Source organism: Gordonia phthalatica, from assembly GCF_001305675.1.
Classification (GTDB): Bacteria; Actinomycetota; Actinomycetes; order Mycobacteriales; family Mycobacteriaceae; genus Gordonia; species Gordonia phthalatica.
This window is the reverse complement of sequence record NZ_CP011853.1, coordinates 2,128,983-2,155,288: the sequence shown is the minus strand read 5'-3', so window position 1 is coordinate 2,155,288 and position 26,306 is coordinate 2,128,983. Positions and strand designations below refer to the sequence as shown.

Sequence of the window (26,306 nt, the reverse complement as noted above, 5' to 3'; positions counted from 1 at the left end):
TGGGCGTCGGACCCCACCGGTTAGAGTCTTCGTGTGCCTGAACTCCCCCTCGTGCGACGGACCATCGACTACATAGGCCTCGCCAAGCCTGCGGTCGAGCGCGACGTCGACCGCACCGGCGAGTACGGCATGAGCGTGGCCCGCATGCACGACGACGACGAGCACGAGGTCGGACCGCTCAACCGTCTCGAGACGATGCGGATGCGTCGCGTCCGCCTATTCGGCACCACCGGTTCGATGCTGATCCTGATCGGATCGCTCGGCACCGGCATGATCCCGGTCCTGCAGAACCCGATCGTCGGCACCCGTCTGTTGTCCCTGCCTTCGCGCATGTACTCCACCGCGCTGACCATCTCGATCGGCGGCGCGATCATGCTGGTCGTCGCCTGGGTGATGCTCGGCCGGTTCGCGGTCGGTCGATTCCGCGTCGAGGTGGCGGAGGGACGCAGCCCCGACCGACGGATGACGCGCGGGCAGACCGACCGCACCCTCCTGATGTGGGTGGCGCCGCTGGTGGTCGCGCCGCCACTGCTCAGCAAGGACGTCTACTCGTATCTGGCGCAGAGCGCGATCGGCTATAAGGGCCTCGACCCCTATACCTACAGTCCGATGCGCGGTCTCGGTGTCGATCATCCGCTGACGCTGTCGGTGCCGAATCTCTGGAAGGACACGCCGGCGCCGTACGGCCCCCTGTTCCTGTGGATCGGCGAGCGCATCACCGCGATCACCGGTGAGAACATCACCGCCGCGGTGCTGCTGCACCGACTCGTCGCGATCGCCGGCGTGCTGATGATCGTGTGGGCGCTCCCCCGACTGGCGCGTCGCTGCGGCGTGTCGGCGGTCGCGGCGCTCTGGCTCGGAGCCCTCAACCCGCTGCTGATCCTGCACCTGGTGGGCGGCATCCACAACGAATCCCTGATGCTCGGCATGATGCTCGTCGGCATCGAATGGTGCTTCCGAGCGATCTACGGCGACGGGAGACTCAGTCGACCGGACCGACGATTCGTTCCGTCTCGCGACGGGTGGATCCTGGTCGCGGGCGTCGTCATGATCGCCGGATCGTCGATGATCAAGGTGACGTCGATGCTCGCGCTCGGCTTCGTCGGCGTGGCGCTGGCCCGACGCTGGGGTGCCACACTCCCGGCTCTTCGGCATGCTCCGGTCCGGCAATGGTGGGCGCGGTCCCGCCACTCGCTGGCGGCCCTGACCGCGGCCGCAGGCCTGATGGGCGTGATCACCGGAGCCGTCGTCGGAGCCATCGGACTCCTGACCGGCCTCGGCTTCGGATGGGTCCACACCCTCAGCACCGGGGGCATCGTCCGGTCGTGGATGTCGATGCCGACCCTGCTGTCGGTGGTCTCCGGACGCATCGGTCTGTGGTTGGGGATGGGTGAGCAGACCCAGGCCATCCTCGACATCGCCCGGCCGATCGGCCAGCTCCTCGCAGCCGTCCTCGTCGTCCGCTGGCTGCTCGCCTGCCTCGCCGGCCGCGTGCACCCCATCGGCGCCCTCGGCATCGCGATGGCGACCGTCGTCGTGTTCTTCCCGTTCGTCCAGGCGTGGTACCTCCTGTGGGCGGTGATCCCGCTCGCCGCCTGGGCCACCACCCGCTGGTTCCGTGTCGGAACGGTCGCCATCTCCGGCATCATCGCGATCGTCGTGATGCCCACGAGTTCGGACACCAGTCCCCTCGTCGTCGCCCAGGGGCTCGCCACCGGTGTGATCATGGTCGCAATCGCCGGGGCCTTCTTCTTCATCGACAGTCCGCTCCGGCGGTGGATCCGTCGGCGCCGCGGCCAGAAGGCGCAGTAAGACGCGGGTTTCAACGGACGGCGAGTCACGTGGTCGGCAGGCTCGTCGAGTGAGGCCCACAGCCGGGTGACCTGGGCCTCTGGCCTAGGCTGGTGGTCGTGCCTGATGCTCTCTCCCCCCGCCCGGTACCGGCCGTGACACCGGCCGCGGGCGACGCCGCACTGCGTGTGCGCGGGCTCGTCAAACGATTCGGTGAGAAGACCGCGGTCGACGGCCTGGATCTGACCCTGCCGCGAGGCGAACTGCTGGCTCTCCTCGGTCCCAACGGGGCGGGCAAGACCACCACCGTCGAGATCTGCGAGGGCTTCACCCGCCCCGACGCCGGCGAGGTCCGCGTCCTCGGCATGGATCCCGTCGGCGAGAACGACGCCCTCCGCAGTCGTATCGGCGTGATGCTGCAGGGCGGCGGCGCCTACCCCGGCGCCAAGGCCAAGGAGATGCTGCGTCTGTGCGCCGCCTACAGCGCCGATCCGCTGGATCCGGACTGGTTGATGGAGGCTCTCGGGCTCACAGAGGTCGCGAACACCGGCTTCCGCCGCCTGTCGGGCGGCCAGCAGCAGCGACTGTCCCTCGCGTGCGCGCTGGTCGGGCGACCGGAACTGGTCTTCCTCGATGAGCCGACGGCGGGGCTCGACGCACACGCCCGGATCATGGTCTGGGAACTGATCTCGAGGCTGCGCGCCGACGGCGTGTCGATCCTGCTCACCACCCATCTGCTCGACGAGGCCGAAGAGCTGGCCGATCAGATCGTCATCATCGACCGCGGACGCGCGGTCGCCGCCGGGGCGCCCGCCGACCTGGTCCGTCGCGACGCCGAGGGCCAACTCCGGATCAGCGCCCACGGATTGACACCGGCCGCCCTCGAGACCGCACTGCCCGACGGCTACCGCTGCCACGTCTCCCCCGCGGGTGAACTCCTGGTCACCGGCGACGTGAACCCCGAACTGATCGCGACCATCTCGCGCCACTGCGCCGACAACGACATCCTCATCGAGTCGATGAACGTCGCGACCAACACGCTGCAGGACGTGTTCCTGACTCTGACCGGACGGGAGGTGCGGGCATGACCTCCGAGGTCCCGGCATCGAACAGATTCCCTGTCGGCACGTTCACGCCCAACCCGCGGCCGGCCCCGCTCGCGCGGATGCTGGCGGCGCAGACGCGGCTCGAGCTGGTCCTGCTGCTGCGGAACGGCGAACAACTGCTGCTGACGATGTTCATTCCGATCACCATGCTGATCGGAATGAGTCTCCTGCCCCTGACGAGCGAGGCGGGCGACACCCCTGCGGCCCGTGCCACGACCTTCGTCCCCGCGGTCCTGGCGGTCGCGATCATGTCGACCGCCTTCACCGGGCAGGCGATCGCCGTCGGCTTCGACCGCCGTTACGGCGCCCTCAAACGTCTCGGTGCCACTCCGATCCCCCGATGGGGCATCATCGCGGGCAAGTCCCTCGCGGTGCTGCTGGTGGTGATCCTGCAGGCCCTCGTCATCGGCGGAATCGGCCTGGCCTTCGGCTGGCGACCGGACATCGAGGGTCTGGCGCTCGGCGCGGTGGCCATCGTCCTCGGCACCGCCGCCTTCGCGTGCCTCGGACTGCTGCTCGGCGGCACTCTGAAAGCCGAAGTGGTCCTGGCCCTCGGCAACCTGATCTGGTTCGTCCTCCTCGGCCTCGCCGGCCTCGTCGTGTTCGACGAGCACGTGCCCGGCGTCGTGCACACGATCGCACGACTGTCCCCGTCCGGCGCCCTGACCGAGTCGCTCACGCGAGCGTTGGACTCGTCGGTCGACGTCTTCGGCTTCTGCGTTCTCATCGTCTGGGCCGTCGTCGGCGGCGCCCTGGCAGTTAGGTGGTTCCGGTTCCAATGATCGCAACGTGGTTCGGGTTCAAGAACCCCACGGCGAAGTTCCTCTACGGGTGGGCGATCGCCAACGTCGCGGCCAACGTCCTGCTGGTCGTGACTGGCGGCGGTGTCCGCGTCACCGGCTCCGGCCTCGGCTGCCCCACGTGGCCGCAGTGCACGTCCGGCAATATCGCCCCCGTCCCCGGCAACGCGATGGGCATCCACAGTGTCATCGAGTTCGGCAACCGGCTCCTGACCTGGGTCCTCGTCGCCGTCGCGGTCGCCACCTTCGTCGCGGTGATCCGCAGGCGTCCCGTCGACCGCCTCGCGCGCAAGCTCGCCCTCATCGTCGCACTCGGTGTACCCCTGCAGGGCGTCATCGGCGGCATCACCGTGCTCACCCACCTGAACCCGTGGGCGGTGTCCCTGCACTTCGTGGCGACGATGGTGATCATCTCGATCGCCACGTGGCTCGCCATCCACGTCCGTCCGCGCGATAATGCCGCATCGACGGGTGCGGCGGCCCCTCAGCCGCCCGTGCTGCGCCGCGTGGCCGTGATTCTGGCGTGGGCCATCTACGTGACCACCTGGGTCGCGGTGTACTTCGGCACCATCGTCACCGGGTCGGGCCCCCACTCGGGTGACGACATCGCGATGCGCAACGGCCTCCGCTTCGATCAGATGGCGATCCTCCACGCCGACGCGGTGTGGGTGATGGTGGGCCTGACCGCTGCGATCATCGTCCTCGCGATCGCCGGCGTGTCGTCGCTGCGCAGGTCGACGGTGATCTTCGGCGCCGTCGTACTGCTTCAGGGGTTGATCGGGTACGTCCAGTACGTGCTGCACGTGCCGGCCGGTCTGGTGATCCTGCACATGTTCGGCGCGTCGATCCTGATGATCGGCGCCACGCAGCTGGTCCTGGCCGCCAAGCGCGTCGCCTGACCCACTGGCTCAAACGAATCAGCCCGGAGCGTGATGCTCCGGGCTGATCTCGTGATGCGCGGGCCGGGCCCGCGCGATGTCAGTCGAGTTCCTTCGTGTTCCGGGCCTTCGGGAACCGCGTCTGGTGGGCCACCCAGCCCGCCATCTTGCGCCAGTGCGACGGCCGGACGTTGGTGACCGAGGTCAGTTCGCGATCCCATTCGGCCGTCTCGAGTCCGTCGACGGCGTCGACGACGGCCTCTGCGGTCGCCACGCTGTCGACGACGCGGTCACCGAGGATGCCTCCCTCGGCGCCGACCAGGGTCAGGCGGACGCCCGCTGCCCCGATCGGCTGGATGACGGCCTTGGCGGAGCCGCCTTCTGCGGCGACGAACTTCCGCACTGCGGAGACGACGGCGGCGGGGGCACTGGCTGCGGCGGTGGAAACGGCGGTGTCTTCGCTCATGACCGACGAGTATACCGGCGTGCAAAAATAGGACCATGCGCGCAATCGAAGTGTCGGCCCACGGTGGCCCCGAAGTCCTGGAACTCGTCGACCTTCCGGTTCCCGAGCCGCGGTCGGATGAGGTCCTCATCGCCGTCCACACGGCGGGCGTCAACTTCATCGACACCTACCTGCGCGAAGGCCGCTACCCCTCCACGCCCCGCTACATCCCCGGCGGCGAGGGCGCGGGCGTCGTGGTCGCCGTGGGTGACGACGTCGTGGCCCGGTCCGTCGGCGATCGGGTGGCTTGGTGCGACGGCGGCCAGAGCTACGCCGAGTTCACCACGCACCGTGCGGAACGCACCCTGCCGATCCCCGAGGGCGTCGACGACGCGGTGGCCGGGTCGTCGCTGCTGCGCGGCCTCACCGCCCACTACCTCCTCGACGGCAGTGCGCATCCCACAGCCGGGGACACGATCCTCGTCCATGCCGGTGCCGGCGGCGTGGGTCTGATCCTGACCGAGTGGGCGACGGCCCGCGGCATCCGCGTCATCACCACCGTCTCATCGGACGAGAAGGAGTCGCTCTCGCGCGCCGCCGGAGCCGCCGAAGTCCTCCGGTACGGCGACGATGTCGCCGAGCGCGTGCGTACCCTCACCGAGGGCCGGGGTGTTCCAGTCGTGTACGACGGCGTCGGTGCCACCACGTTCGAGCAGTCGGTGGCCGCCACGGCCATCCGGGGCACCATCGTCCTGTTCGGCGGCGCCAGCGGTGCCGTGCCGCCGTTCGACCTGCAGCGTCTCAACCCCGCCGGGTCCCTGTCGGTCACCCGGCCCACGCTCGCACACTTCATCAGCGATCCGGCCGAATTCCAGTGGCGCGCCGACGAGTTCTTCACCGCGGTCGCCGACGGCACCCTCACGGTGAACGTCGGTCAGCTCTTTGCGCTCGAGGCCGCGGCGGACGCCCACCGTGCGCTCGAGTCGCGGCGAACCGTCGGATCGACGGCCTTGAACGTCACTGCAGGAGCGGGTTCCGGTGACTAGCACCGCACGCAGCGGAGCGAAGTGGGGCGTCGTCGCGGTCGCGGCGCTTGCAGCGCTCCTGCTCGCTCGTCCACTCGGCGGAATCGGCATGCTCGTGGTTCTCGCCGCGGTGCTGGGCATCGGCCTGCTGGCCGTCAACACCCCGGAGCTGTCGCGACCGGCCACCGTCAAGAACCCCGATCCGCTTCCTGCTGCGAAGCCGCGCCCCGTGCTGTCGGTCCGGGATCGCTGGCAGCGCGGGATCGAACATCACAATCAGGTCCTCGGCGCCTACGGGTCGTTCGAACTGGACCCCAAGATGCTCCTGCAGTACCCGGCGCTCTGGGATCTGTCGGCACCGCAGGTCATCGCCTTCCACGACAGCCTCGAGACGGCCGGCGAACTCCGCTCCGACGAGTTCCCCGGTGAAGCGATGGCAGAGAAGTACGTCGCGGCCGTCAACGAGCTGCGCAGCACCTGGGCGGCCGCCGACCGCTTCGCCCGGTCCACCGGCACCGGTGCCCTGAGTGCCGACGATGCGCGCGACTGTCGTCGGGCGCTGAAACTGCTCAACCACGCGGAGTCGGCGGAGAACGCCGAGCGGGCCACCTACCTGCAGCAGGTTCTCGGCACCGTCGACCGGCTCGCCGAGCGCGGCGTGGTTCCGCGGCCCGATCGGGCACGGGCGAGCCTGCAGACCAAGATCCGCCGCGCGATCGAGGCCTGACGGTGTCTTAGTCGGTTCCGTCGCGCAGGAAGCGGCCACGGGTCGAGTAGACACCGGCGACCTCGGTCGAGCTCGGGCCGACGACCATCTGAATCGTCACCGGCACCCGGCCGGGATGGTCGTCGTTGCGAGCGACTCCGATCTTCGCCCCGATCGCGTCGCGATCGTATGCGGGGACCAATCTGCGTCGAGCGAGGTCGTCCCGCACGGACGCCATCGTCGCCCCGGTCAACCCGGTCAGGGAGAAGCCGTCGGGCTCGTCGGTCGTAGTGGCCTTGCGCACGACGGGGAACGAACCGACGTCGACGGCGATCGAACTGATCGGTCCGCCATCGAAGTACAACTCGAAACCCGACTCGAAGCGGCCGTGTCGGGACGCTGCTTCGTCGAGCGACCGGAACTCGATCCGGTACAGCACCTTTGCATCGGGCTCCAGTCCCGCAGCGGTCATCACCCGCGATGCGACATCCAAGAACCGGTCGATCGACGCCGCGTCCACGGTGTCGGCCAGGTTCCCCGAGGTGTCCGACTCGATCGGGAACCCACCGCCGACGAACCGCGCGACCACTCTGCCGTCCGCGGACCGCGGTTCGATCTTCACCGACGGGGCCTTCGCCGACTCCGGCGACGACGGGTCCGACGACCCCACTCGCTCCCAGGCGGAGACGACGCGGTCGCGGACACCGTTGAGGTCGAGTCGAGCCAGGTCGGATCGACCGAACACGGTCCGCTGGGAGGTCCTCGCGGATGTCGGGGCGTACCAGCCGTTCTCGCCCGAGCGGTACGTGTAGACCTGCATGCCGGTGCGTTGATCGAGGACGTACAGCGTCTCCCGGTCGCCGTCGATCTCGATCTGGAGAATCGACTCGGCGCCGTTCGGCGCGACCTCGTCAGCGCGGTCGAGCGCGCGTTTCAGGGCTGCCGACAGGTCGCCGGGCTCGATCCTCTCGTCGGACGACTCCTGCTCGGCGCCGACGATGCCGCTCGGGGTCAGGACGGCGACCGCGGGAATGCCGAACAGCAGGATCGACGCCACGACGACGCCCGCACCGCGACGCGCGAGGGTCGGGTGCTCGGGGCGCAGAGAGCCGACCGTCCAGAGGGCGAAGGCCGCGGCGGCCGCGCCGATCAGTGCGGAGACCACTCGCTGGTCCACGAGAACGGCGGCGACGATGCCGACGGTCGCGACGACGGCCGCGACGCCGATGCGCACGGCGGGAGTGCCGGGCCGCGTCATGGGATGCAGGTCCTCCGGGGCCGGTGAACTCTGTTAGAAGAAGCTCGCGATGGTCGGCATGTTGATGACGGCGTCGACGGCGAGACCACAGCACAGGAGCGCCAGGTACTCGTTGGACGTCAGGAAGATCTTCAACGGCTTCACCTCGACGCCGCGTCGGGTCTCGATCCACAGCTTGGTCACCATGTAGATGAACCACGTACCGGCGCCGACTGCGACGACCAGGTAGATCCAACTGGTGACGGGGATCAGGGCGAACGAGGTCAGGACCGTCGCCCACGTGTAGGCGAGCATGTGGGTCGTGACGCGCTCGTCGCTCGCGATGACCGGGAACATCGGGACGCCGGCGGCCCGGTAGTCCTCGCGGTAGCGCATGGCCAGCGCCCAGGTGTGCGGCGGCGTCCAGAAGAAGACGACCAGGAACAGGACGAAGGGCTCCCAGCTCAGGGTGCCGGTGACGGCGGACCAGCCGACCAGGGCGGGTGTGCAGCCTGCGGCGCCGCCCCAGATCACGTTCTGCCAGGTGTGGCGCTTGAGGATCAAGGTGTACACGCCGGCGTAGAAGCCGATGGTGATCCACACCAGGACCGGCGGCAGCCACTTGTTGCCGGTGCCGAAGTACAGGACGGCGAAGGACGCGAAGGCGAGCACGATGCCGAAGATCAGCGCATTGCGCACCGGCACCGCGTGACGCGCCAGCGGCCGCTTCTGCGTGCGCTTCATCTTCTGGTCGATGTCGGCGTCGGCCACCATGTTGAGGCTGTTGGCGCTCGCGGCGCCGAGCCAGCCGCCGATCACCGTGACGGCGATCAGTGCGATGTTCACGTGGCCGCGGTCGGCCTGCAGCATCACCGGGATCGTCGAGACGAGGAGCAGCTCGATGACGCGCGGTTTAGTGAGCGCGATGTACGCCAGCACGGTGTTCCACACGCGGGTGCCCGTACCGACCGATCCACCCGAAGTCTCGGTGGACATCGGGGTCGAGGAGGCGTCGGTAGCCGCGCGTCCCTCAATACTCACAGATGCTCCTCACATTGGGCCTGGTGGAATCCTGGCCGCAGGCACGACGACAGGCCACTACTACACACGATGGTAGACCGCCGGACGACCGAGGAGAGAATCGGCGTTGTCCGGATCACCTCGCACTCACCCTGCGCATTGACGTCAGTCACATCCTTCCGGAACGCGCTCCGCCCGCACACGGACCGAACACGGACCGCTAGGCTGGAAACGCTAATGCGTCCGAGCACCAAGAACAAGGCATCAGGAGACTCCACCACCGTGGCCATTACCGACGAGATCCGCGCGCTCACCCAGCAGGTTCACCCCTCTGATTGGACCGACCTTGACACGAAGGCCGTCGACACGGCCCGGATCCTGGCAGCCGACGCCGTCCAGCACTGTGGCAGCGGCCACCCCGGCACCGCGATGAGCCTCGCTCCCCTCGCGTACACCCTGTACCAGCGCGTGATGCGCCACGATCCCACCGACCCCGAGTGGGTCGGCCGCGACCGCTTCGTCCTGTCGTGCGGACACTCCAGCCTCACCCAGTACATCCAGCTGTACCTCGGCGGCTTCGGCCTGGAGCTCGGCGACCTGGAGGCGCTCCGCACGTGGGGCTCGCTGACTCCCGGCCACCCCGAGTACCGCCACACCAAGGGCGTCGAGATCACCACCGGCCCGCTCGGCCAGGGCCTCGCATCGGCCGTCGGCATGGCGATGGCCGCGCGCCGCGAGCGCGGACTGTTCGATCCGGAGGCAGCCGCCGGGCAGAGCCCGTTCGACCATCACATCTACGTCATCGCCTCCGACGGTGACATCGAAGAGGGCGTCACCTCCGAAGCCAGCTCGCTCGCAGGCACCCAGGAGCTCGGCAACCTGATCGTCTTCTACGACCAGAACCACATCTCCATCGAGGACGACACCCAGATCGCCCTCACCGAGGACACCGCCAAGCGATACGAGTCCTACGGCTGGCACGTGCAGGTCGTCGAAGGCGGCGAGGACATCGTCGCGATCGAGAAGGCCGTCGAGGCCGCGAAGGCCGTCGCCGACAAGCCGTCGATCATCTGCCTGCGCACCATCATCGCGTGGCCCGCACCGACCAAGATGAACACCGGAGCCTCGCACGGCAGCGCCCTCGGCGCCGACGAGGTCGCGGCCACCAAGGAGCTCCTCGGCTTCGACCCGACCAAGAATTTCGACGTCGCCGACGACGTCATCGCGCACACGCGCGCGCTGGCCGACCGCGCGGCCGCCGACCGCGCCGAGTGGCAGAAGGGCTTCGACGCCTGGGCCGCCGACAACGCCGACCGCAAGGCGCTGTTCGACCGTCTCTTCGCGCACGAACTCCCCGAGGGCTGGGCCGACGCCCTGCCGACGTGGGAGACCGGAGACAAGGACGTCGCCACCCGCTCGGCGTCGGGCAAGGTCCTGTCGGCGCTCGCACCGATCCTCCCCGAGCTCTGGGGCGGCTCCGCCGACCTCGCCGGCTCCAACAACACCACCATGGACGGCGCCACGTCGTTCGGTCCCAAGGCCATCAGCACCGGCACCTGGACCGCCGACCCGTACGGTCGCACCCTCCACTTCGGCATCCGCGAGCACGCGATGGGCTCCATCCTGTCGGGCATCGTGCTCCACGGTCCCACGCGCGCCTACGGCGGCACCTTCCTGCAGTTCGCCGACTACATGCGTCCGGCGGTCCGCCTCGCGGCGCTGATGGAGATCGACCCGATCTACGTGTGGACGCACGACTCCATCGGACTCGGCGAGGACGGCCCCACCCATCAGCCGGTGGAGCACCTCGCCGCACTGCGCGCGATCCCGAACCTCGACGTCGTGCGCCCGGCGGACGCCAACGAGACCGCGCACGCCTGGCGCCACCTGCTGACCCGCCGCAACCGGCCGGTCGGTCTGGCGCTGACCCGCCAGAACGTCCCGGTCCTGGAGGGCACCTCGTTCGAGGGCGTCGCCCGCGGTGGCTACGTGCTGTCCGACGGCGACGACGGCGCCTTCGACGTCGTGCTCATCGGCACCGGCTCCGAGGTCTCCCTCGCCGTCGAGGCCGCGAAGTCCCTGGCAGCCGAGGGCGTCAACGCGCGCGTCGTGTCGATGCCATCGCTCGAGTGGTTCGCCGAGCAGGACGCGGACTACCGCGAGTCGGTCCTGCCGACCGGTGTCCCCCGCGTCGCCGTCGAAGCCGGCATCGCCATGCCGTGGCACGCGGTGGTCGCGGGCGGCGAGATCGTGTCGCTGGAGCACTTCGGCGCTTCGGCCCCGTACAAGAAGCTGTACGAGGAGTTCGGCATCACCGCCGACGCCGTCGCCGCCGCCGCGCACCGCGTGCTCGGCCGCTGACCTCATCGCTGAATTCGGACAGGAGAGACATCATGTCGCAGAACCAGAAGCTCGCTGAACTGTCGGCCGCCGGAGTCTCGGTGTGGCTCGACGACCTCTCGCGCGATCTCATCACCAACGGTGGACTGCAGGAGGAGATCGACACCCACTCGATCGTCGGTGTCACCACCAACCCGGCCATCTTCCAGAGTGCCATCTCGAAGTCGGACCTCTACGTCGAGCAGATCAACACGCTCGCGAAGTCGGACGCCGACGCCGACGCCGCGCTGACCGCCATCACCACGGACGACGTCCGCTCGGCGTGCGACGTCCTCGCACCCGTCTTCGAGGCCACGGACGGTCACGACGGTCGCGTGTCCATCGAGGTGGATCCTCGCCTCGCGAACGACACCGACGGCACCGTCGCCCAGGCCGTCGAACTGTGGAACCTGGTCGACCGGCCCAACCTGTTCATCAAGATCCCGGCCACCAAGGCGGGCATCCCGGCGATCGCTCGCGTGATCGCCGAGGGCATCAGCGTCAACATCACCCTGATCTTCTCGGTGGAGCGCTACCGCGAGGTGATGGACGCGTACCTGGACGGCCTGGACACCGCGCTCCGCAACGGGCACGACGCGGGCAAGATCGAGTCGGTCGCGTCGTTCTTCGTCTCCCGCGTGGACTCCGAGATCGACGACCGCCTGAACGCGATCGGCACGCCCGAGGCACTGGAACTGCGCGGCAAGGCCGGTCTGGCGAATGCCCGCCTGGCCTACGCCGCCTACCGCGAGGTGTTCGAGACCGAGACCCGGTTCCCGGATCTGCAGGCGCACGGTGCGCTGCCCCAGCGGCCGCTGTGGGCGTCGACCGGCACCAAGAACGCCGAATACCCCGACACGCTGTACGTCAGCGAACTGGTGGCGCCGAACACCGTCAACACCATTCCGGTCAAGACGCTCAACGCCTTCGCCGACCACGGCTGGGTGAACACCGAGTCGATCATCGGGAAGGAAGCGGAGTCCCGGCAGATCTTCGACGCGCTGACTGCCGTCGGCGTCGACCTCGCCGACGTCTTCCAGAAGCTCGAGGACGAGGGCGTCGCGAAGTTCGAGGTGGCCTGGGCCGACCTGCTGGGCGCCACCCAGACGCAACTCGACGCCGCACAGAGCTAGACGGGCTGACGTCGATGGCACGCGCGGAGAAGCCGACGTGGTCCAATCCGCTTCGCGATCCGCACGACACGCGGCTGCCGAGGATCGCCGGGCCGTCAGCCCTGGTGATCTTCGGCGTCACCGGTGACCTCGCGCGGCGCAAGCTGATGCCGGCGATCTACGACCTCGCGAACCGAGGCCTCCTGCCGCCGAGTTTCGCGCTGATCGGGTTCGCCCGCCGCGACTGGGAGCACGAGGACTTCGCCCAGGTGGTGCGGGAGGCCGTCGAGGCGGGCTGTCGCACCGGCTTCCGTCAGGAGGTCTGGGATCGGCTCAGTGAGGGCATCCGGTTCGTCGCAGGCACCTTCGAGGACGACGATGCGTTCGCGCGGCTCCAGCAGACCCTCACCGATCTGGACGCCGAACGCGGCACCGACGGCAACCACGCCTACTACCTGTCGATCCCGCCGAAGGCGTTCCCGACCGTCCTGTCCCAGCTGCGCCGGACCGGCATGGCGGATCCGACCGGCTCCAGTTGGCGGCGCGTGGTCATCGAGAAGCCCTTCGGACACGACCTGGAGAGCGCCCGCGAGCTCAATGCCCTGGTCGGCAGCGTGTTCCCCGAGGAGTCGGTCTTCCGCATCGACCACTACCTCGGCAAGGAGACCGTCCAGAACATCCTGGCGCTGCGGTTCGCGAACCAGCTCTTCGATCCGCTGTGGAGCTCCCACTACGTGGACCACGTGCAGATCACGATGGCCGAGGACATCGGGCTCGGCGGTCGCGCAGGCTACTACGACGGCATCGGCGCCGCTCGCGACGTCATCCAGAACCACCTCTTGCAGCTCCTGGCTCTGGTCGCCATGGAGGAGCCGGTGTCGTTCTCGCCCCGGCACCTGCAGACCGAGAAGATCAAGGTCCTCTCGTCGACCCGCAACATCATGCCGATCGCCGAGAACTCCGCCCGCGGGCAGTACGGTCCGGGCTGGCAGGGCTCCGAGCCGGTCGTCGGACTGAAGGACGAGGAGGGCTTCTCCCCGGACTCCACGACCGAGACCTTCGCGGCCATCGCCCTGGAGGTCGATACGCGCCGCTGGGCCGGCGTCCCCTTCTACCTCCGCACCGGCAAACGCCTGGGCCGTCGCGTCACCGAGATCGCCATCGTCTTCAAACGGGCGCCGCACCTACCCTTCGACGACACCATGACCGAGGAGCTCGGTCAGAACGCACTGGTGATCCGGGTGCAGCCCGACGAGGGCGTCACCCTCCGGTTCGGCTCCAAGGTGCCGGGCAGCGGCATGGAGGTGCGCGACGTCAACATGGACTTCTCGTACGGCGGCGCGTTCACCGTGTCGTCACCGGAGGCCTACGAGCGCCTGCTGCTCGACGTCATGCTCGGTGAGCCCTCGTTGTTCCCGGTCGACGAGGAAGTGGAACTGAGCTGGCAGATCCTGGACCCGGTCCTGGAGGACTGGGCCGCGTCCGGCGCCCCGGACGAATACGAGTCCGGCACATGGGGTCCGACCTCCGCGGACGAGATGATGGCACGCACCGGACGAGTGTGGAGGCGCCCGTGATCGTCGACCTGCCCGACACCACCACCGAGGAGATCAGCAAGAAGATCGTCCACCTGCGCCGCACCGGCGGCGCGGTGACGCTCGGTCGCGTGCTGACGCTGATCATCGACCTGGACGACGGCGACGACGCCGAGGACGCCGTGGAGGCCTCCAACAGGGCCAGTCGCGAGCACCCGTGCCGCGTGATCATGGTGGTGCGCCACGACCGCTCCGCGGCGCCGAAGCTCGACGCCCAGTTGCGGGTCGGCGGCGACGCCGGCGCGTCCGAGGTGGTCGTGCTGCACCTGACCGGTCCCCTGGCCGACCATCCGCACGCGGTGGTGACCCCGTTCCTGCTGCCGGACACCCCGGTCGTCACCTGGTGGCCGGGCCGTGCGCCCGCCCGACCGGCCGACTCCCGGCTCGGTCGGTTGGCGTCGCGCCGCATCACCGACAGCAGGCGGAGCGACGATCCCGGTGCCCTGCTCGGCGCACGTCGGGTCGGCTACACGCCCGGTGACACCGACCTCGCGTGGGCGGCCATCACCCAGTGGCGCGCCATGCTCGTGTCGGCGCTCGACCGACCCCCGCATACGGAGATCACCGCTGCGCGCGTCACCGGCCCCCACGACCTCGCCGGACTGGACCTGTTCGCCGGCTGGCTCGCGAACGCCCTCGGCGTCCCCGTGACCCGCTCCGACGGCGACATGTCGGTGACGTTGATCCGCACCGACGGCGAGCTGTCCATGAGCGTCGGAGACGAGGGCGGCGTGCTCCGCAGCACCGGACACCCGGACGGCCGGTCCCACTGGGCGCGTCGGACCACCGCCGAGTGCCTCGCCGAGGAGCTGCGCAGCCTCGACGCCGACGAGGTGTACGAAAGTGCCCTGCACGGGCTGTCCGGTGTCACGCATGAGGAGAGACCATGACCCGAGGAGAGACGACCGACCGGTCGGAACGCCTGATCTTCCCCACCGCCGCCGAACTGGTGTCGACCGCGGCGAAGCGCTTCGCGGCGACGGTGGCCGCCGCCCAGGAGACGCGCGGTCTGGCGACCGTGGCGCTGACCGGCGGTTCCAACGGCATCGCCCTGCTGCGCGCGCTCGCCGCCGACAGCGGCGACATCGACTGGTCCCGAGTCGAGATCTATTGGGGTGACGAGCGTTTCGTGCCGGCGAACGATCCCGAACGCAACGAGCTGCAGGCCCGCGAGGCACTCCTCGACCACGTCGCGGTGGACCCTGCGCGCGTGCACGTCATTCCGGCGTCCGACGGCGCCTGGGGCGACGACATCGATGCCGCGATGCGCGAGTACCGCCGACTGGTATGCCACAACACGGTCTTCGACGTCCATCTGCTCGGCATGGGCGGCGAGGGCCACATCAACTCCCTGTTCCCGCACACCGCTGCGACCGCCGAGGACTACGAGTCGGTCGTCGCGGTCACCGACTCCCCCAAGCCGCCGCCGCGTCGCATCACCCTGACGTTCCCGGTGATCAACGCATCTCGCGAGGTCTGGTTCCTGGTCTCGGGCGCCGAGAAGGCTGAGGCCGTCGCGGCTGCCGCCGCCGGCGCGTCGCGCCACGACTGGCCCTGCGCCGGTGCCTCCGGCACCGAGCGCACCGTCTGGTTCCTCGACCGCGCCGCCGCCGCAGACCTGCCGACTTCCTGACGGGCACCGCCCCCGACAGTCGACCCAGCCCGCGGCGGTTTCGACACGGACCTCCGCTGCGCTCCGGCCCGGCTCAACCATCGGGGGCAGGCCTAGCACGCACGTCTCTCTCCCCCGCGGTTTCGCCACGGGCTTCCGCTCCGGTCCGGCTCAACCGTCGAAGGGACAGTGGGCGACTCGGCGAAAGCCGTGCCGTCTCCGCACCGATCTCCCCGAACCGCCACTAATCGTCGAATAGGTTGTTACGGTCGGTTCACCCGATAGTCAAGACCTCGAACATACGAAACCTTGGGCGCCCGAAAACGCGTGACACCGCAGCGAACCCGACGTTCGCCGCATCCGGTCGACGCCCAGCGGGGAGAAGGCAGACATGACATCTCGACGCGACAACCGGACTCTGATTCGAAAGGGCGCGGCCCTGATCGCCGCCGTCCTTCTCGCAGCCACGACACTCAGTGCCTGCACCAAGACCGACGACGAGGCGACGACCCTCGAGTCCCTCCGCGAGAAGGGGACGGTCACCGTCGCCTTCGCCAACGAGGCCCCCTACTCCTTCGAGAAGGACGGCGACGTCACCGGCGGCACCATCGCGCTGCACCGTGAAGTCTTCAAGCGTCTCGGCGTCCCGAACCTGAAGGGCGTGAAGACCGACTGGGGCGGCCTGATCCCGGGCCTGAACGCGAAGCGGTACGACCTCGTCAGCGCCGGCATGTCCATCACCCCCGAGCGCTGCGGTCAGGCGGCGTTCAGCGTGCCCGAGATCAACTACACGACGGCGCTCATGGTGAAGCCCGGTAACCCGATGAACCTGTCGAACATGGACTCGGTGAAGAAGTCCGGCGCCAAGCTGGCGGCGATGACCGGGGCGATCGAAGCCGACTACGCCAAGGAGCTCTCGATCCCGAACACGATGCTCGTGAAGGACCAGCAGTCCGGCATCGACGCCGTCAACTCCGGACGCGCCGACGTCTTCGCCCTCACCGCCGTGTCGCTGAAGTACGCGAAGGACAACACGCCTGGACTGAACGTCGAGGTCACGAAGCCGTTCATCGCCGTGATCAACGGCAAGGAGCAGAATCCGGCCGGTGCGACGGTCTTCCGGAAGCAGGACACCTCACTGCGCGACGCCTACAACGCCGAGGTCAAGAAGATCCTCTCCGATCCAGCCGAGTACATGCGGATCCTGGGGCCGTTCGGGTTCACCAAGGAGAACATCCCCGATCCCTCGCTGACCACCGAACAACTCTGCAGCGGAAAGTAGTCGGGGTCCGCACTCGGTGAATCACAACATCGACGCTCTCGTCGATGCCCTGCCGTCCATCTGGCAGGGCATCGTCGTGACCCTGGAACTCACGGTCGGCGGCGGACTGCTGGCCTTCGTCCTGGCCGTGGTGCTCGGCACCGTGGTCCGCCTGCGGTCCTTGCCGGTCCGGTTCGTCGCCCGCGTCCTGATCGAGTTCTTCCGCGGCACATCACTCGTCGTCCAGCTGTTCTGGCTGTTCTACGTGTTGCCGCTCCTCGGATACCAGCTCGACCCGGTGCTCTGCGGCATCCTCGCGCTCGGCCTCAACTACGGCGCGTACGGGGCCGAGGTGGTGCGCGGCGCACTCGACGCGGTCCCGCGCGGACAGATCGAAGCCGCGGTCGCCCTCAACTTCAGTACCGTGCAGCGACTACGGCGGGTCGTGTTCCCGCAGGCTTGGGCGATGATGATCCCGTCGCTCGGCAACTTGCTGATCCACCTCCTGAAGGGCACCGCGTTCGCGATGTTCATCACGATGCAGGACCTGACCGCGAGCATCGTCGACCTGCAGAAGACGACCGGGAGCACACTGTTCTCCTTCGGGATCGGCCTGCTCATCTACCTGGTCCTCGCGTACGCGGTCTCCCTGCTCATCAACCTCGCCGAAGCCCGAGCCAAGCACCGTCTGGGCCGCGGACCGTCACTCCGCGAGGTGCTCAGCTTCCGGCCGACCACCGACACCGTTCGAGGAGGTGCCTCGGCCTGATGGATTGGAGTTGGGAACGAGCGCACGACGCTCTGCCCGTCCTGTGGGAGGGCTTCACGATCACCCTGCTGGCGACGCTGATCGGCTTCGTGCTCGCCGCGGTCTTGGGCCTGGTGATCGCCGTGATCCGGCGATCGGGGCCGCGGTGGCTCGCCGTCCCGGTGCACGCCGCAGCAGAGTTCATCCGCCTCACGCCGATCGTCATGCAGCTCCTGTTCGCGTTCGCGCTGCTGCCGAGCTTCACCCCGCTGAGCATCGGCGTCACCGTGCTGGGCGTGCACTACTCGAGCTACATGGCGGAGGTCTATCGGGCGGGGATCGAGGAGGTTCCGGTCGGCCAGTGGGAGGCGGCCCGCGCCCTGTCGCTGCCGCCCCTGCGGACCTGGCGCGCCGTGATCCTTCCTCAGGTGGTTCGCAGTTCGACGCCCGCGCTGGGCAACAATGCCGTGTCGATGTTCAAGGACACGCCCTACCTGTTCACCATCTCCGTGGTCGAGCTCGTGACGTCTGCGCAGACCTTCGGCGCCGCGCACTTCGCCTACCTGGAGGCGTTCACTCTCGCGGGCGCCTTCTTCCTGGTCGCGAGCTATCCGACCTCGGTTCTGATCCGACGACTGGAGAAACGTCTTGCCCTCTGACGACGCCCGATCGGGCACCGATGCGATGATCCGCTTCGACGACGTGGTGAAGCGGTTCGGCGACCACACCGTGCTCGACCACCTCGACTTCTCGGTGCAACGGGGCGAGAAGGTGACCTTGATCGGCCCCAGCGGCTCCGGCAAGACCACCATCCTCCGCCTCCTGATGACCCTGGAGAAGGTGACCGACGGCGTCATCTGGGTCGATGGGAAGCCGCTCAGCCACGAGTATCGCGGCGAGAAGCTGGTGCCCGCGAAAGAGAAGAGCCTGCGCGAGGCGCGGAAGAACATCGGCATGGTGTTCCAACAGTTCAACCTGTTCCCCAACATGAACGTTCTGCAGAACATCACCGAGGCTCCGGTGCACGTCCTCGGGCGCAGTCGCGACCAGGCCGTCGAACGAGCGCGCGAGCTGCTGGAGATGGTCGGGTTGAGCGACAAGGAGGACGCCCACCCCACCCAGCTCTCCGGGGGTCAGCAGCAGCGGGTCGCGATCGCCCGCTGCCTGGCGATGAGCCCCGACGTGATGCTGCTCGACGAGGTGACCTCGGCGCTCGATCCCGAATTGGTCGACGGCGTCCTCGGCGTCCTCCGCGACATCGCGACCAGCACCGACATCACCATGCTGATCGTGACGCACGAGATGCGTTTCGCCCGCGAGGTCTCCGACCGCGTCCTCATGTTCGACGCCGGCCGGATCGCCGAGGAGGGCACCCCAGACCAGATCTTCGAGACACCCCGCGAGGAGCGGACTCGGGAGTTCTTGAAGGCGGTGCTGTAGCGCGGTGCCGCCCCCGGCACCTATCCGCTGTTGCGCAACGCCGTCGCCAGACCGTTCATCGTGAGCTGGATGGCACGCCGGATCAGCGGCGAGTCCTCCCCCGAACGGAACCGCTTGAGCAGCTCCACCTGCATCAGGTTCAGCGGCTCCAGATACGGGAACCGGTTGTAGACCGACCGTTTCAGGGCTGCGTTGTCGGCGAGGAGATCGGAGGTGCCTGCGATCTTCGTGTACATCGCGATGGTCCGCTCGTGCTCGGCGACGATCATCGTGAACACCCGCTCGCGGAGGTCCTCGTCGTCGACGAGTTGTGCGTAGCGGTGTGCCAGGCCCATGTCGGACTTCGCGAGCACCTGCGCCATGTTCGACATCACCGATCGGAAGAACGGCCAGTTCTCGTAGTAGTCCTGCAGTTTCGCGAGGCGACGCTCATCGGCGCCGATCCACTCCTGCACGGCGCTGCCGACTCCGTACCAGCCGGGGAGCATGACGCGGCACTGCGTCCAGGACAGCACCCACGGAATCGCCCGCAGATCGGTGATGGCGGTCGTCTGCTTCCGCGACGTCGGTCGGCTGCCGATGTTGAGCGCACCGATCTCCGAGAGCGGGGTCGACGCGGTGAAGTACTCGACGAAGCCGGGCGTCTCGTGCACCAGAGCGCTGTACGCCCGACGGGCCAGTTCGGCGAGCTCGTCGAAGTCGGCGTAAGCCTCGGCGGGATCGTCGCCGAGTCCCTCGGTGTCCAGCAGGGTCGACTCGATGGTGGCGGCCAGCAGCGACTCCAGGTTGCGGCGGGCGCTGACGGGCTCGGCGTACTTGGCGGCGATGATCTCACCCTGTTCGGTGAGCCGCAGCGCACCCTGTACCGCGCCGGGCGGCTGTGCGAGGATCGCGTCGTAGCTGGGGCCGCCGCCGCGACCGACGGTGCCGCCGCGTCCGTGGAACAGTTGCAGCCGCACGTCCGCCTCGCGAGCGGCCTTCACCAGATCCAACTCCGCACGGTAGAGCGCCCAATTGGCCGCCAGGTATCCGCCGTCCTTGTTGGAGTCCGAGTACCCGAGCATCACCTCCTGGGTGTTTCCCTGCGCGCGGACCAGATCGCGGTAGAAGTCGAGCCCGAGGGTCGCCGTGAGGGTCGCCGCGCCGTCGCGCAGGTCCTCGATGGTCTCGAACAGCGGGACGACCCGGACACTGCACGACGGAGTCGCGCCCGGCACGTAGAGCCCGGCCTCCTTGAGGAACAGCAGCGCCTCGAGCATGTCCGACACCGAGGTGCACATGCTGATGATGTAGTTGGGCACGGCCCGGGGCCCGAAGCGGTCGACGGCGCCGGCCGCCGCGTGGACCACACCGAGCTCCTTGATCGCGAGGTCGCTCAAGTCGGCGTCGGGTGACGTCAGCGGACGCCGCGACGTGAGTTCGCGGCTGAGCAACTCGACTCGCGCCGGTTCGTCGAGCGCCGCGTAGTCGTCGCAGACGCCCGCCCACGCGAGCAGTTCGGCGACCACCTCCTCGTGGGTCTCGGAGTTCTGCCGCATGTCGAGGCCGGACAGGTGGAAGCCGAAGGTGCGGACCGCTTCGCGGAGTGCGGCGAGCCGGTCGTCCGCGATGGATGCGTCGGAGCCCGCGCGCAGGGCCTCGTCGATCACGTCGAGGTCGGCGAGGAACTCGTCGGCGTCGTCGTACGGCACAGACGACGCCGCGATGTCCCGTTCGGCGGGGTCGATCACGTCCTCGCCGAGCGTCACCAGTGCCCGTGCGAGCACTCGGGATCGCACGGCGGTGACCGCGGACCGGAACGGCTCATCGTCGCCGTCGACCGGTTCGCCTGCCGGCACGTGATGTGCGCCGAGCTCGGTCAGCGCCTCGGTCACCGGTCGGAACAGCCGCGCGGACAGGCTCAGTTCCTGGTGCAGCGTCGTCAACTGATCCAGGTGATACCTCATCACGGCGCGCGCCGCGCTCGACGACGCCTCGGTCACCACTTCGGCGGTGACGAACGGGTTGCCGTCGCGGTCGCCGCCGATCCAGGAGCCCATGCTGATCATCGACATACCGCCGAAGTCGGCGTCCGGGTAGGCCTCGGCGAGGGCCGCCCGGACGTCGTTGTTGAGGGCGGGCACCACGTCGAAGAAGGAGGCGCCGTAGTACCGCAGCCCCGTCACGATCTCGTCGGAGATGGTCAGGCGCCGCAGGCGGATCAGCGCCGTCTGCCACAGCAGCAGGATCTGCCTGCCGATGTCGGCCGACAGGGCGGCCTCCTCGGCCGGTGTCAGCTCGGTGCGGGAACGGATGCGCATCAGCTCGGTGATCCGGTTCTGGGCGTCGAACACGCTCCGGCGACGCGTCTCCGTGGGATGCGCGGTGATCACCGGGACCACCTCCGCGTCGACCAGTGCGGCAGCCACCTCGGCGTCGGAGAGGCCGGCGTCGGCGAGTTTCGCGAACGCACCCGCCAGCGACGACGGCTGAGCCGGATCGCCCGCCCGCAGATGGATGCGCCGCCGACGTTCCCGGTGCAGGTCCTCGGCGAGGTTGGCGAGCAGCGCGAAGTTGGTGAACGCGCGGATCACCGGCATCAGGTCCGACACACCGCGGCCGACGTAGCGAGCGGCGAGGTCGTCGCGCGTCCGGTCCGCGTAACGGATGCCGAAGGCGTCTTGGCGGGAGTCCTCGACCAGTCGGAAGGTCTCCTCCCCCGCATGCGCCCGGATCACGTCGCCGAGGAGCCCGCCCAGATAGCGGATGTCGTCACGGAGCGGTTCGGTCAGGACCCGACCGGTGTCGTCGACGCTGATGCGTTCGACCATCGGCGTCGCGATCGCCTGCTCGATCGCGGCGGGATTCGGGGTGTCGGGGGTCGAGCCGGTGGCAGCCATGTGACCAACGTACGACGATCTCGCCCCCTCCGCGCCCCTATCAGTCGTCGCAGCTCAGTCATCGCAGCTCAGTCGTTGCCGGACCGGATGTCGTCGCGCACGCGGGTCTCTCGGACGCCCGGCCACCGCCCTTCTCGCTCGTGGCGCCCGTGCTGCCGCGGATCGCGCTCGTGCCTGCCGCGCGATGGCCCCGCCCCGCGATGCGGTGGCACGATGTCTGCCACCGCGGCGACGGCGCGGTCGGCCAGTGCCTCTCCGGCGCCGTGGTAGAGCTGGGTGACCACGTCGATGCCCATCTCCTCGAGCTCCTGCACGTCTTCCCGGTACAGCGCCACCGAGGCGACCACGGCGCCGCCGTCGCCGACGCGCCTCAGTTCGCGCAGCGCCTCGATGTTCGCGTACTGAGCGGGCATCGCGAGCATGATGACCTTGATGTGCCCTGTATCGATGACGCGGGCCCAGAAGTCGTAGTCGGTCGCGTCGGCTTCCAGAACGTTGTAGCCCTCGTCCACCAGGACGCGCATCCGGTTCGGGTCGTGTTCGATGCCGAGGGCGCGGTAGCCGTACTCCTCCACCAGCTGCCGGTACGCGGACGAGCCGACACGTCCCATGCCGAGGACGATCGCGTCGGCGTCGCCGATGTCGATGAGTCGATCCTCGGGATGGATCTGTTCGGGCGGCCGCGTCGGGAGTCGGCGTGCGAACGCCGAGATGGCGGACACGCTGGTCGGGTTCATCAGGCCGGCGAGGACGAAGCCGCCCGAGACGGCGATCACGAGGGTCAACAGCCAACTGTCCGACAACCAGCCTCCTTCCGACCCCAGCTCGGCGACGATCAACGCGAACTCCGAATAGTTGGCGAGGGCGAGGGTCGCGAGCACGGCGGTGCGGTTGCGGAGCCCGAAGAGCCACAGCAGGCCCCAGTAGCAGAAGGCCTGGATCGGCAGCAGGAGCAGCAGGCTCAAGCCGATCGCGACATTGGCCCAGGTAGGGATGCCGTGGAAGCCGATGGAGACGAAGAAGCCGACCAGCAGCAGGTCCTTGATGCGGAACAGCGCGTTCGACAGCTGATCCGCTCCGGGACGGCGGGCCAGCAGCACGCCCATCATCAGGGCGCCGAGGCTCCCGGACAGCCCGACCTCGGTGAAGAGCAGGTAGCCGGGGATCAACGCCATGCCGATGCCGAACAGCATCTCCATCTCGCCGTGCCCGATCCGCGACCAGTACTTGCCCACCCACCCGATCACCGGAAGGACGACGACGAGGGTCAGCGCCCACGGGCTCGGCGGTGTGCCGCTGGTGACCGAGATGAGGATGACCGCGGCGATGTCCTGCATGACGAGCACGCCGATCACGATGCGGCCGTAGAGCGCCTGTTCGTCGCCGCGTTCCTGGAGGACCTTCACGGCGACGATGGTGCTGGAGAACGAGAGCGCCACCGCGATCGCGAAGAGAACCTTGAACTCCTCCGGGGCGAAGACGCCGACGGCCATCATGCCGGTGAGGACGCTGGTGCCGACGAACGTCATCACCAGCATGTGGAGTCCGGAGTTGAGCCAGACCTCCTTCTTGACCAGCGAGGTGACGTCGAGTTGGAGGCCGATCGCGAACAGCAGGAGCATGACGCCGATCTCGGCGACCTCGTCGATCCCCGCGATCTTCTCGACATGGGAGGCCTCGAGGAGGAATCCGGCGGCGAGGAAACCGATGAGCGGTGGGAGGCGAACAAGTTTCGCAACGAGACCGCACGCGAAGACCACCGCGACATACGTGGCAATGAGGGTCACGTCAGTACTGTACGGCCTCGTCGATCATCCTCCGGCCGCCGAGACGAATCTGGCCGCCGAGACGACTGTCTCGACGGCCAGGAGGTTTCCGGGCGGGGTCAGGCGTACTTGATGTCCAGTCCCACGCCGAAGATCAGGATGACCCAGATGATGCCGACGAACACGGTCAGCCGGTCGAGGTTCTTCTCGACGACCGACGATCCCGACAGGCTCGACTGGACGCCGCCGCCGAACAGCGAGGAGAGGCCGCCGCCCTTGGCACGGTGCAGCAGGACGAGGACGATCAGCATCACGCTGGTGATGATCAAACCGACGTTGAGCGCGATAGTCACGGGTGGAAGATCCTGTCCGTCGAAAGCGTGGGGTCGGCCACTGGTGCAGGAGGCCCGCAGACGACAGTGGCAGGTCGCCTCCGTCGGGAGGCAACCTGCCACAGTCTACGCGATGGGGGCCACGGGGTCCGCAACCACCCGCGCGCGGGTTCTACAGCAGCGGACCGCCGGCGGCGATCGCCGACAGCTGCGCGAACTCGTCGGCCTTGAGCGAGGCTCCGCCGACGAGTGCACCGTCGACGTCGGCCTGGGCGATGAGCTCACCGACGTTCTTGGCGTTCACCGAGCCGCCGTACAGGACGCGGACCGAGTCGGCCGTCTCCTGATCGGACAGTTCGGCGACGGCGCCGCGCACCGCGGCGCACACCTCCTGGGCGTCCGCAGCACTGGCCACGCGACCGGTGCCGATGGCCCACACGGGCTCGTAGGCGACGACCAGCTTCGCGATCTCCGCCTTCGACAGACCGGCCAGCGAGGCCTTGATCTGCTCGACGTTGTACGCGACGTGCTCGCCGGCCTCGCGGACCTCGAGTCCCTCGCCGATGCAGACGATCGGCGTGAGCTCGTGACGCAGTGCGGCCTTGGCCTTGGCCAGGACCACCTCGCTGGTCTCACCGTGCATACTGCGACGCTCGGAGTGCCCGACGACGACGAAGGTGCAGCCCAACTTCGCCAGGAAGGCGCCGCTGATCTCGCCGGTGTAGGCACCGGAGTCGTGCTGCGAGACGTCCTGCGCGCCGTAGGTGAGCAGGAGCTTGTCGCCGTCGATGATCGTCTGGATGCTTCGGATGTCGGTGAACGGCGGGATCACCGTCACGTCGACCTTCTCGAAGTACTTCTCCGGCAGGGCGAAGGAGATCTTCTGAACCAGCGCGATGGCCTCGTAGTGGTTCAGGTTCATCTTCCAGTTGCCCGCGATCAGCGGCTTGCGACTCACGACTGCACCTCCAGTACGGCCAGACCCGGGAGCTCCTTGCCCTCCAGGTACTCCAGCGACGCGCCGCCGCCGGTCGAGATGTGCGAGAACGCCTCGTCCGGGATGCCGAGTGCGCGCACCGCGGCGGCCGAGTCGCCGCCGCCGACCACGCTGTAGGCACCGTTCCGGGTGGCCTCGACGATCGCCTCGGCCACGCCGCGGGTGCCGTCGGCGAACTTCTCGAACTCGAACACGCCCGACGGGCCGTTCCAGAAGATCGTCTTGGCGCCGCGCAGGACGGCGGCGAACCGATCGACGGTGTCCGGACCGATGTCCAGGCCCATGCCCTCGGTGAAGCCGTCCGCGGTGGTGGCGATGCTGGTGTCCGCGTCGGCGGCGAACTCGCTCGCGACGACGATGTCGCGCGGCAGGTGGATCACGTCACCGAACTGCTCGAGCAGTCCCTTGCAGGTGTCGATCATGTCCTCCTGCATCAGCGAGGAGCCGACCGGGCTGCCCTGCGCCTTGATGAAGGTGAAGGCCATGCCGCCGCCGATGACGAGGGTGTCGACCTTGGGCGCGAGCGCCTGGATGACGCCGAGCTTGTCGGACACCTTGGAGCCGCCGAGCACGACGGCGTAGGGCCGTTCCGCGTCGGACGTCAGCTTCTTCAGGACCTCGACCTCGGTCGCGACCAGCGAACCGGCGTACGACGGGAGCAGCTTGGCGACGTCGTACACCGACGCCTGCTTGCGGTGGACCACGCCGAAGCCGTCGGAGACGAACGCGCCGTCGTCGCCGACCAGTTCGACGAGCGCCTTGGCGAGCTTGGTGCGCTCGGCGTCGTCCTTGCTGGTCTCACGGGCGTCGAAGCGGATGTTCTCCAGCAGGAGGACATCGCCGTCGGTGAGGCCCTCGGAGCGGGCGAGCGCGTCGGAGCCGACCACGTCGCCGGCGAGCTGGACGTTGCGGCCCAGCTCCTCCGACAGGCGTGCGGCGACCGGTGCCAGCGAGAGAGCCGGATCCGGCTCCCCCTTCGGGCGTCCGAGGTGTGCGGTGATGATGACCTTGGCGCCGGCGTCGACGAGCTTGGCGATGGTCGGAGCGGACGCGATGATGCGTCCCGGATCGGTGATCGTCCCGCCGTCGAGGGGAACGTTCAGATCCGAGCGCACCAGCACGCCGCGGCCCGAGACTCCTTCGGCCAGAAGGTCTTCCAGAGTACGAACTGCCATGG

The 26,306-nt window shown here is 68.5% G+C and carries 23 protein-coding genes; 15 read left to right on the top strand and 8 right to left on the bottom strand.

All coding sequences use genetic code 11. The features are described from left to right. Positions 1-33 precede the first annotated feature (33 nt). From mptB to ACH46_RS10105, 4 genes are all read left to right on the top strand, one after another. A complete protein-coding gene (gene mptB / locus ACH46_RS10120) occupies positions 34-1,812 on the top strand; it encodes a polyprenol phosphomannose-dependent alpha 1,6 mannosyltransferase MptB (RefSeq protein ID WP_062392785.1) in 1,779 nt (592 codons plus the stop codon). A gap of 98 nt (positions 1,813-1,910) precedes the next feature. Then, positions 1,911-2,879, top strand: a complete 969-nt coding sequence (locus ACH46_RS10115; RefSeq protein ID WP_193392961.1) for an ABC transporter ATP-binding protein — start codon at positions 1,911-1,913, stop codon at positions 2,877-2,879. Next, positions 2,876-3,679, top strand: a complete 804-nt coding sequence (locus ACH46_RS10110) for an ABC transporter permease (protein ID WP_062392783.1) — start codon at positions 2,876-2,878, stop codon at positions 3,677-3,679. Before ACH46_RS10115 ends, ACH46_RS10110 begins: the two co-directional genes overlap by 4 nt. After that, on the top strand, positions 3,676-4,596 hold the full coding sequence (locus tag ACH46_RS10105) for a COX15/CtaA family protein (protein WP_062392782.1): 921 nt from the start codon (positions 3,676-3,678) through the stop codon (positions 4,594-4,596). Before ACH46_RS10110 ends, ACH46_RS10105 begins: the two co-directional genes overlap by 4 nt. A gap of 79 nt (positions 4,597-4,675) precedes the next feature. On the opposite strand, the gene ACH46_RS10100 is transcribed toward ACH46_RS10105, so the two are convergent. Next, on the bottom strand, positions 4,676-5,041 hold the full coding sequence (locus ACH46_RS10100; protein WP_062392781.1) for a hypothetical protein: 366 nt from the start codon (positions 5,039-5,041) through the stop codon (positions 4,676-4,678). A 35-nt stretch (positions 5,042-5,076) separates the two neighbouring features. On the opposite strand from ACH46_RS10100, the gene ACH46_RS10095 reads away from it, so the two are divergent. Together ACH46_RS10095 and ACH46_RS10090 are read left to right on the top strand one after the other, a co-directional pair. Further along, positions 5,077-6,066, top strand: coding sequence for a quinone oxidoreductase family protein (locus ACH46_RS10095; protein ID WP_062392780.1), 990 nt, complete (start codon positions 5,077-5,079; stop codon positions 6,064-6,066). Next, positions 6,059-6,772, top strand: coding sequence for a hypothetical protein (locus tag ACH46_RS10090; protein WP_226995831.1), 714 nt, complete (start codon positions 6,059-6,061; stop codon positions 6,770-6,772). The genes ACH46_RS10095 and ACH46_RS10090 overlap by 8 nt, the downstream gene beginning before the upstream one ends. Before the next feature lie 7 nt (positions 6,773-6,779). Here the strand turns inward: ACH46_RS10090 and ACH46_RS10085 are convergent, their stop codons facing one another. Both ACH46_RS10085 and ACH46_RS10080 read right to left on the bottom strand, forming a co-directional pair. Next, positions 6,780-8,009 (bottom strand): hypothetical protein, encoded by a 1,230-nt coding sequence (locus ACH46_RS10085; protein ID WP_062392778.1) that lies wholly within the window; start codon positions 8,007-8,009, stop codon positions 6,780-6,782. 33 nt (positions 8,010-8,042) lie between these two features. After that, entirely contained in the window at positions 8,043-8,984 is a 942-nt protein-coding gene (locus ACH46_RS10080) for a heme o synthase (protein WP_082399573.1), read from the bottom strand. A 306-nt stretch (positions 8,985-9,290) separates the two neighbouring features. Here ACH46_RS10080 and tkt point away from each other — a divergent pair, with 306 nt between their 5' ends. The 9 genes from tkt (at position 9,291) to ehuA (ending at position 19,155) form a co-directional block, all read left to right on the top strand. After that, a complete protein-coding gene (gene tkt / locus ACH46_RS10075) occupies positions 9,291-11,369 on the top strand; it encodes a transketolase (RefSeq protein ID WP_062395234.1) in 2,079 nt (692 codons plus the stop codon). 32 nt (positions 11,370-11,401) lie between these two features. Continuing rightward, positions 11,402-12,520, top strand: a complete 1,119-nt coding sequence (tal, locus tag ACH46_RS10070; protein WP_062392776.1) for a transaldolase — start codon at positions 11,402-11,404, stop codon at positions 12,518-12,520. A gap of 14 nt (positions 12,521-12,534) precedes the next feature. Next, positions 12,535-14,076: a glucose-6-phosphate dehydrogenase gene (gene zwf / locus ACH46_RS10065; protein ID WP_062392775.1), complete on the top strand. Its 1,542-nt coding sequence runs from the start codon at positions 12,535-12,537 to the stop codon at positions 14,074-14,076. Next, positions 14,073-14,984 carry a glucose-6-phosphate dehydrogenase assembly protein OpcA gene (locus ACH46_RS10060; RefSeq protein ID WP_082399898.1) on the top strand — a complete coding sequence of 304 codons (912 nt, stop codon included), beginning with the start codon at positions 14,073-14,075 and terminating at the stop codon, positions 14,982-14,984. Before zwf ends, ACH46_RS10060 begins: the two co-directional genes overlap by 4 nt. Beyond that, positions 14,981-15,727 (top strand): 6-phosphogluconolactonase, encoded by a 747-nt coding sequence (pgl, locus tag ACH46_RS10055; RefSeq protein WP_062392773.1) that lies wholly within the window; start codon positions 14,981-14,983, stop codon positions 15,725-15,727. Before ACH46_RS10060 ends, pgl begins: the two co-directional genes overlap by 4 nt. 370 nt (positions 15,728-16,097) lie before the next feature. Beyond that, positions 16,098-16,988: an ectoine/hydroxyectoine ABC transporter substrate-binding protein EhuB gene (ehuB, locus tag ACH46_RS10050; RefSeq protein WP_062392772.1), complete on the top strand. Its 891-nt coding sequence runs from the start codon at positions 16,098-16,100 to the stop codon at positions 16,986-16,988. Positions 16,989-17,004: 16 nt separating this feature from the next. Further along, complete coding sequence (gene ehuC, locus ACH46_RS10045) at positions 17,005-17,736, top strand: ectoine/hydroxyectoine ABC transporter permease subunit EhuC (RefSeq protein WP_062392771.1); 732 nt, start codon at positions 17,005-17,007, stop codon at positions 17,734-17,736. Further along, positions 17,736-18,374 carry an ectoine/hydroxyectoine ABC transporter permease subunit EhuD gene (gene ehuD, locus ACH46_RS10040; protein ID WP_062392770.1) on the top strand — a complete coding sequence of 213 codons (639 nt, stop codon included), beginning with the start codon at positions 17,736-17,738 and terminating at the stop codon, positions 18,372-18,374. Before ehuC ends, ehuD begins: the two co-directional genes overlap by 1 nt. A gap of 25 nt (positions 18,375-18,399) precedes the next feature. Then, positions 18,400-19,155, top strand: a complete 756-nt coding sequence (gene ehuA, locus ACH46_RS10035) for an ectoine/hydroxyectoine ABC transporter ATP-binding protein EhuA (protein WP_062392769.1) — start codon at positions 18,400-18,402, stop codon at positions 19,153-19,155. Between the two features lie 20 nt (positions 19,156-19,175). Here the strand turns inward: ehuA and ppc are convergent, their stop codons facing one another. The 5 genes from ppc to ACH46_RS10010 all read right to left on the bottom strand — a co-directional run bounded on the left by ppc (position 19,176) and on the right by ACH46_RS10010 (position 26,304). Next, complete coding sequence (ppc, locus tag ACH46_RS10030; protein ID WP_062392768.1) at positions 19,176-22,034, bottom strand: phosphoenolpyruvate carboxylase; 2,859 nt, start codon at positions 22,032-22,034, stop codon at positions 19,176-19,178. 68 nt (positions 22,035-22,102) lie between these two features. Then, a complete protein-coding gene (locus ACH46_RS10025; protein ID WP_082399571.1) occupies positions 22,103-23,821 on the bottom strand; it encodes a cation:proton antiporter family protein in 1,719 nt (572 codons plus the stop codon). 98 nt (positions 23,822-23,919) lie between these two features. Next, the gene (secG, locus tag ACH46_RS10020) at positions 23,920-24,153 is read right to left on the bottom strand and encodes a preprotein translocase subunit SecG (protein ID WP_062392767.1); all 234 of its coding nucleotides are present in this window, start codon (positions 24,151-24,153) and stop codon (positions 23,920-23,922) included. Positions 24,154-24,304: 151 nt separating this feature from the next. Then, on the bottom strand, positions 24,305-25,054 hold the full coding sequence (gene tpiA / locus ACH46_RS10015; RefSeq protein ID WP_062395232.1) for a triose-phosphate isomerase: 750 nt from the start codon (positions 25,052-25,054) through the stop codon (positions 24,305-24,307). 32 nt (positions 25,055-25,086) lie between these two features. Next, positions 25,087-26,304 (bottom strand): phosphoglycerate kinase, encoded by a 1,218-nt coding sequence (locus ACH46_RS10010; RefSeq protein WP_062392766.1) that lies wholly within the window; start codon positions 26,302-26,304, stop codon positions 25,087-25,089. Positions 26,305-26,306: the final 2 nt, after the last annotated feature.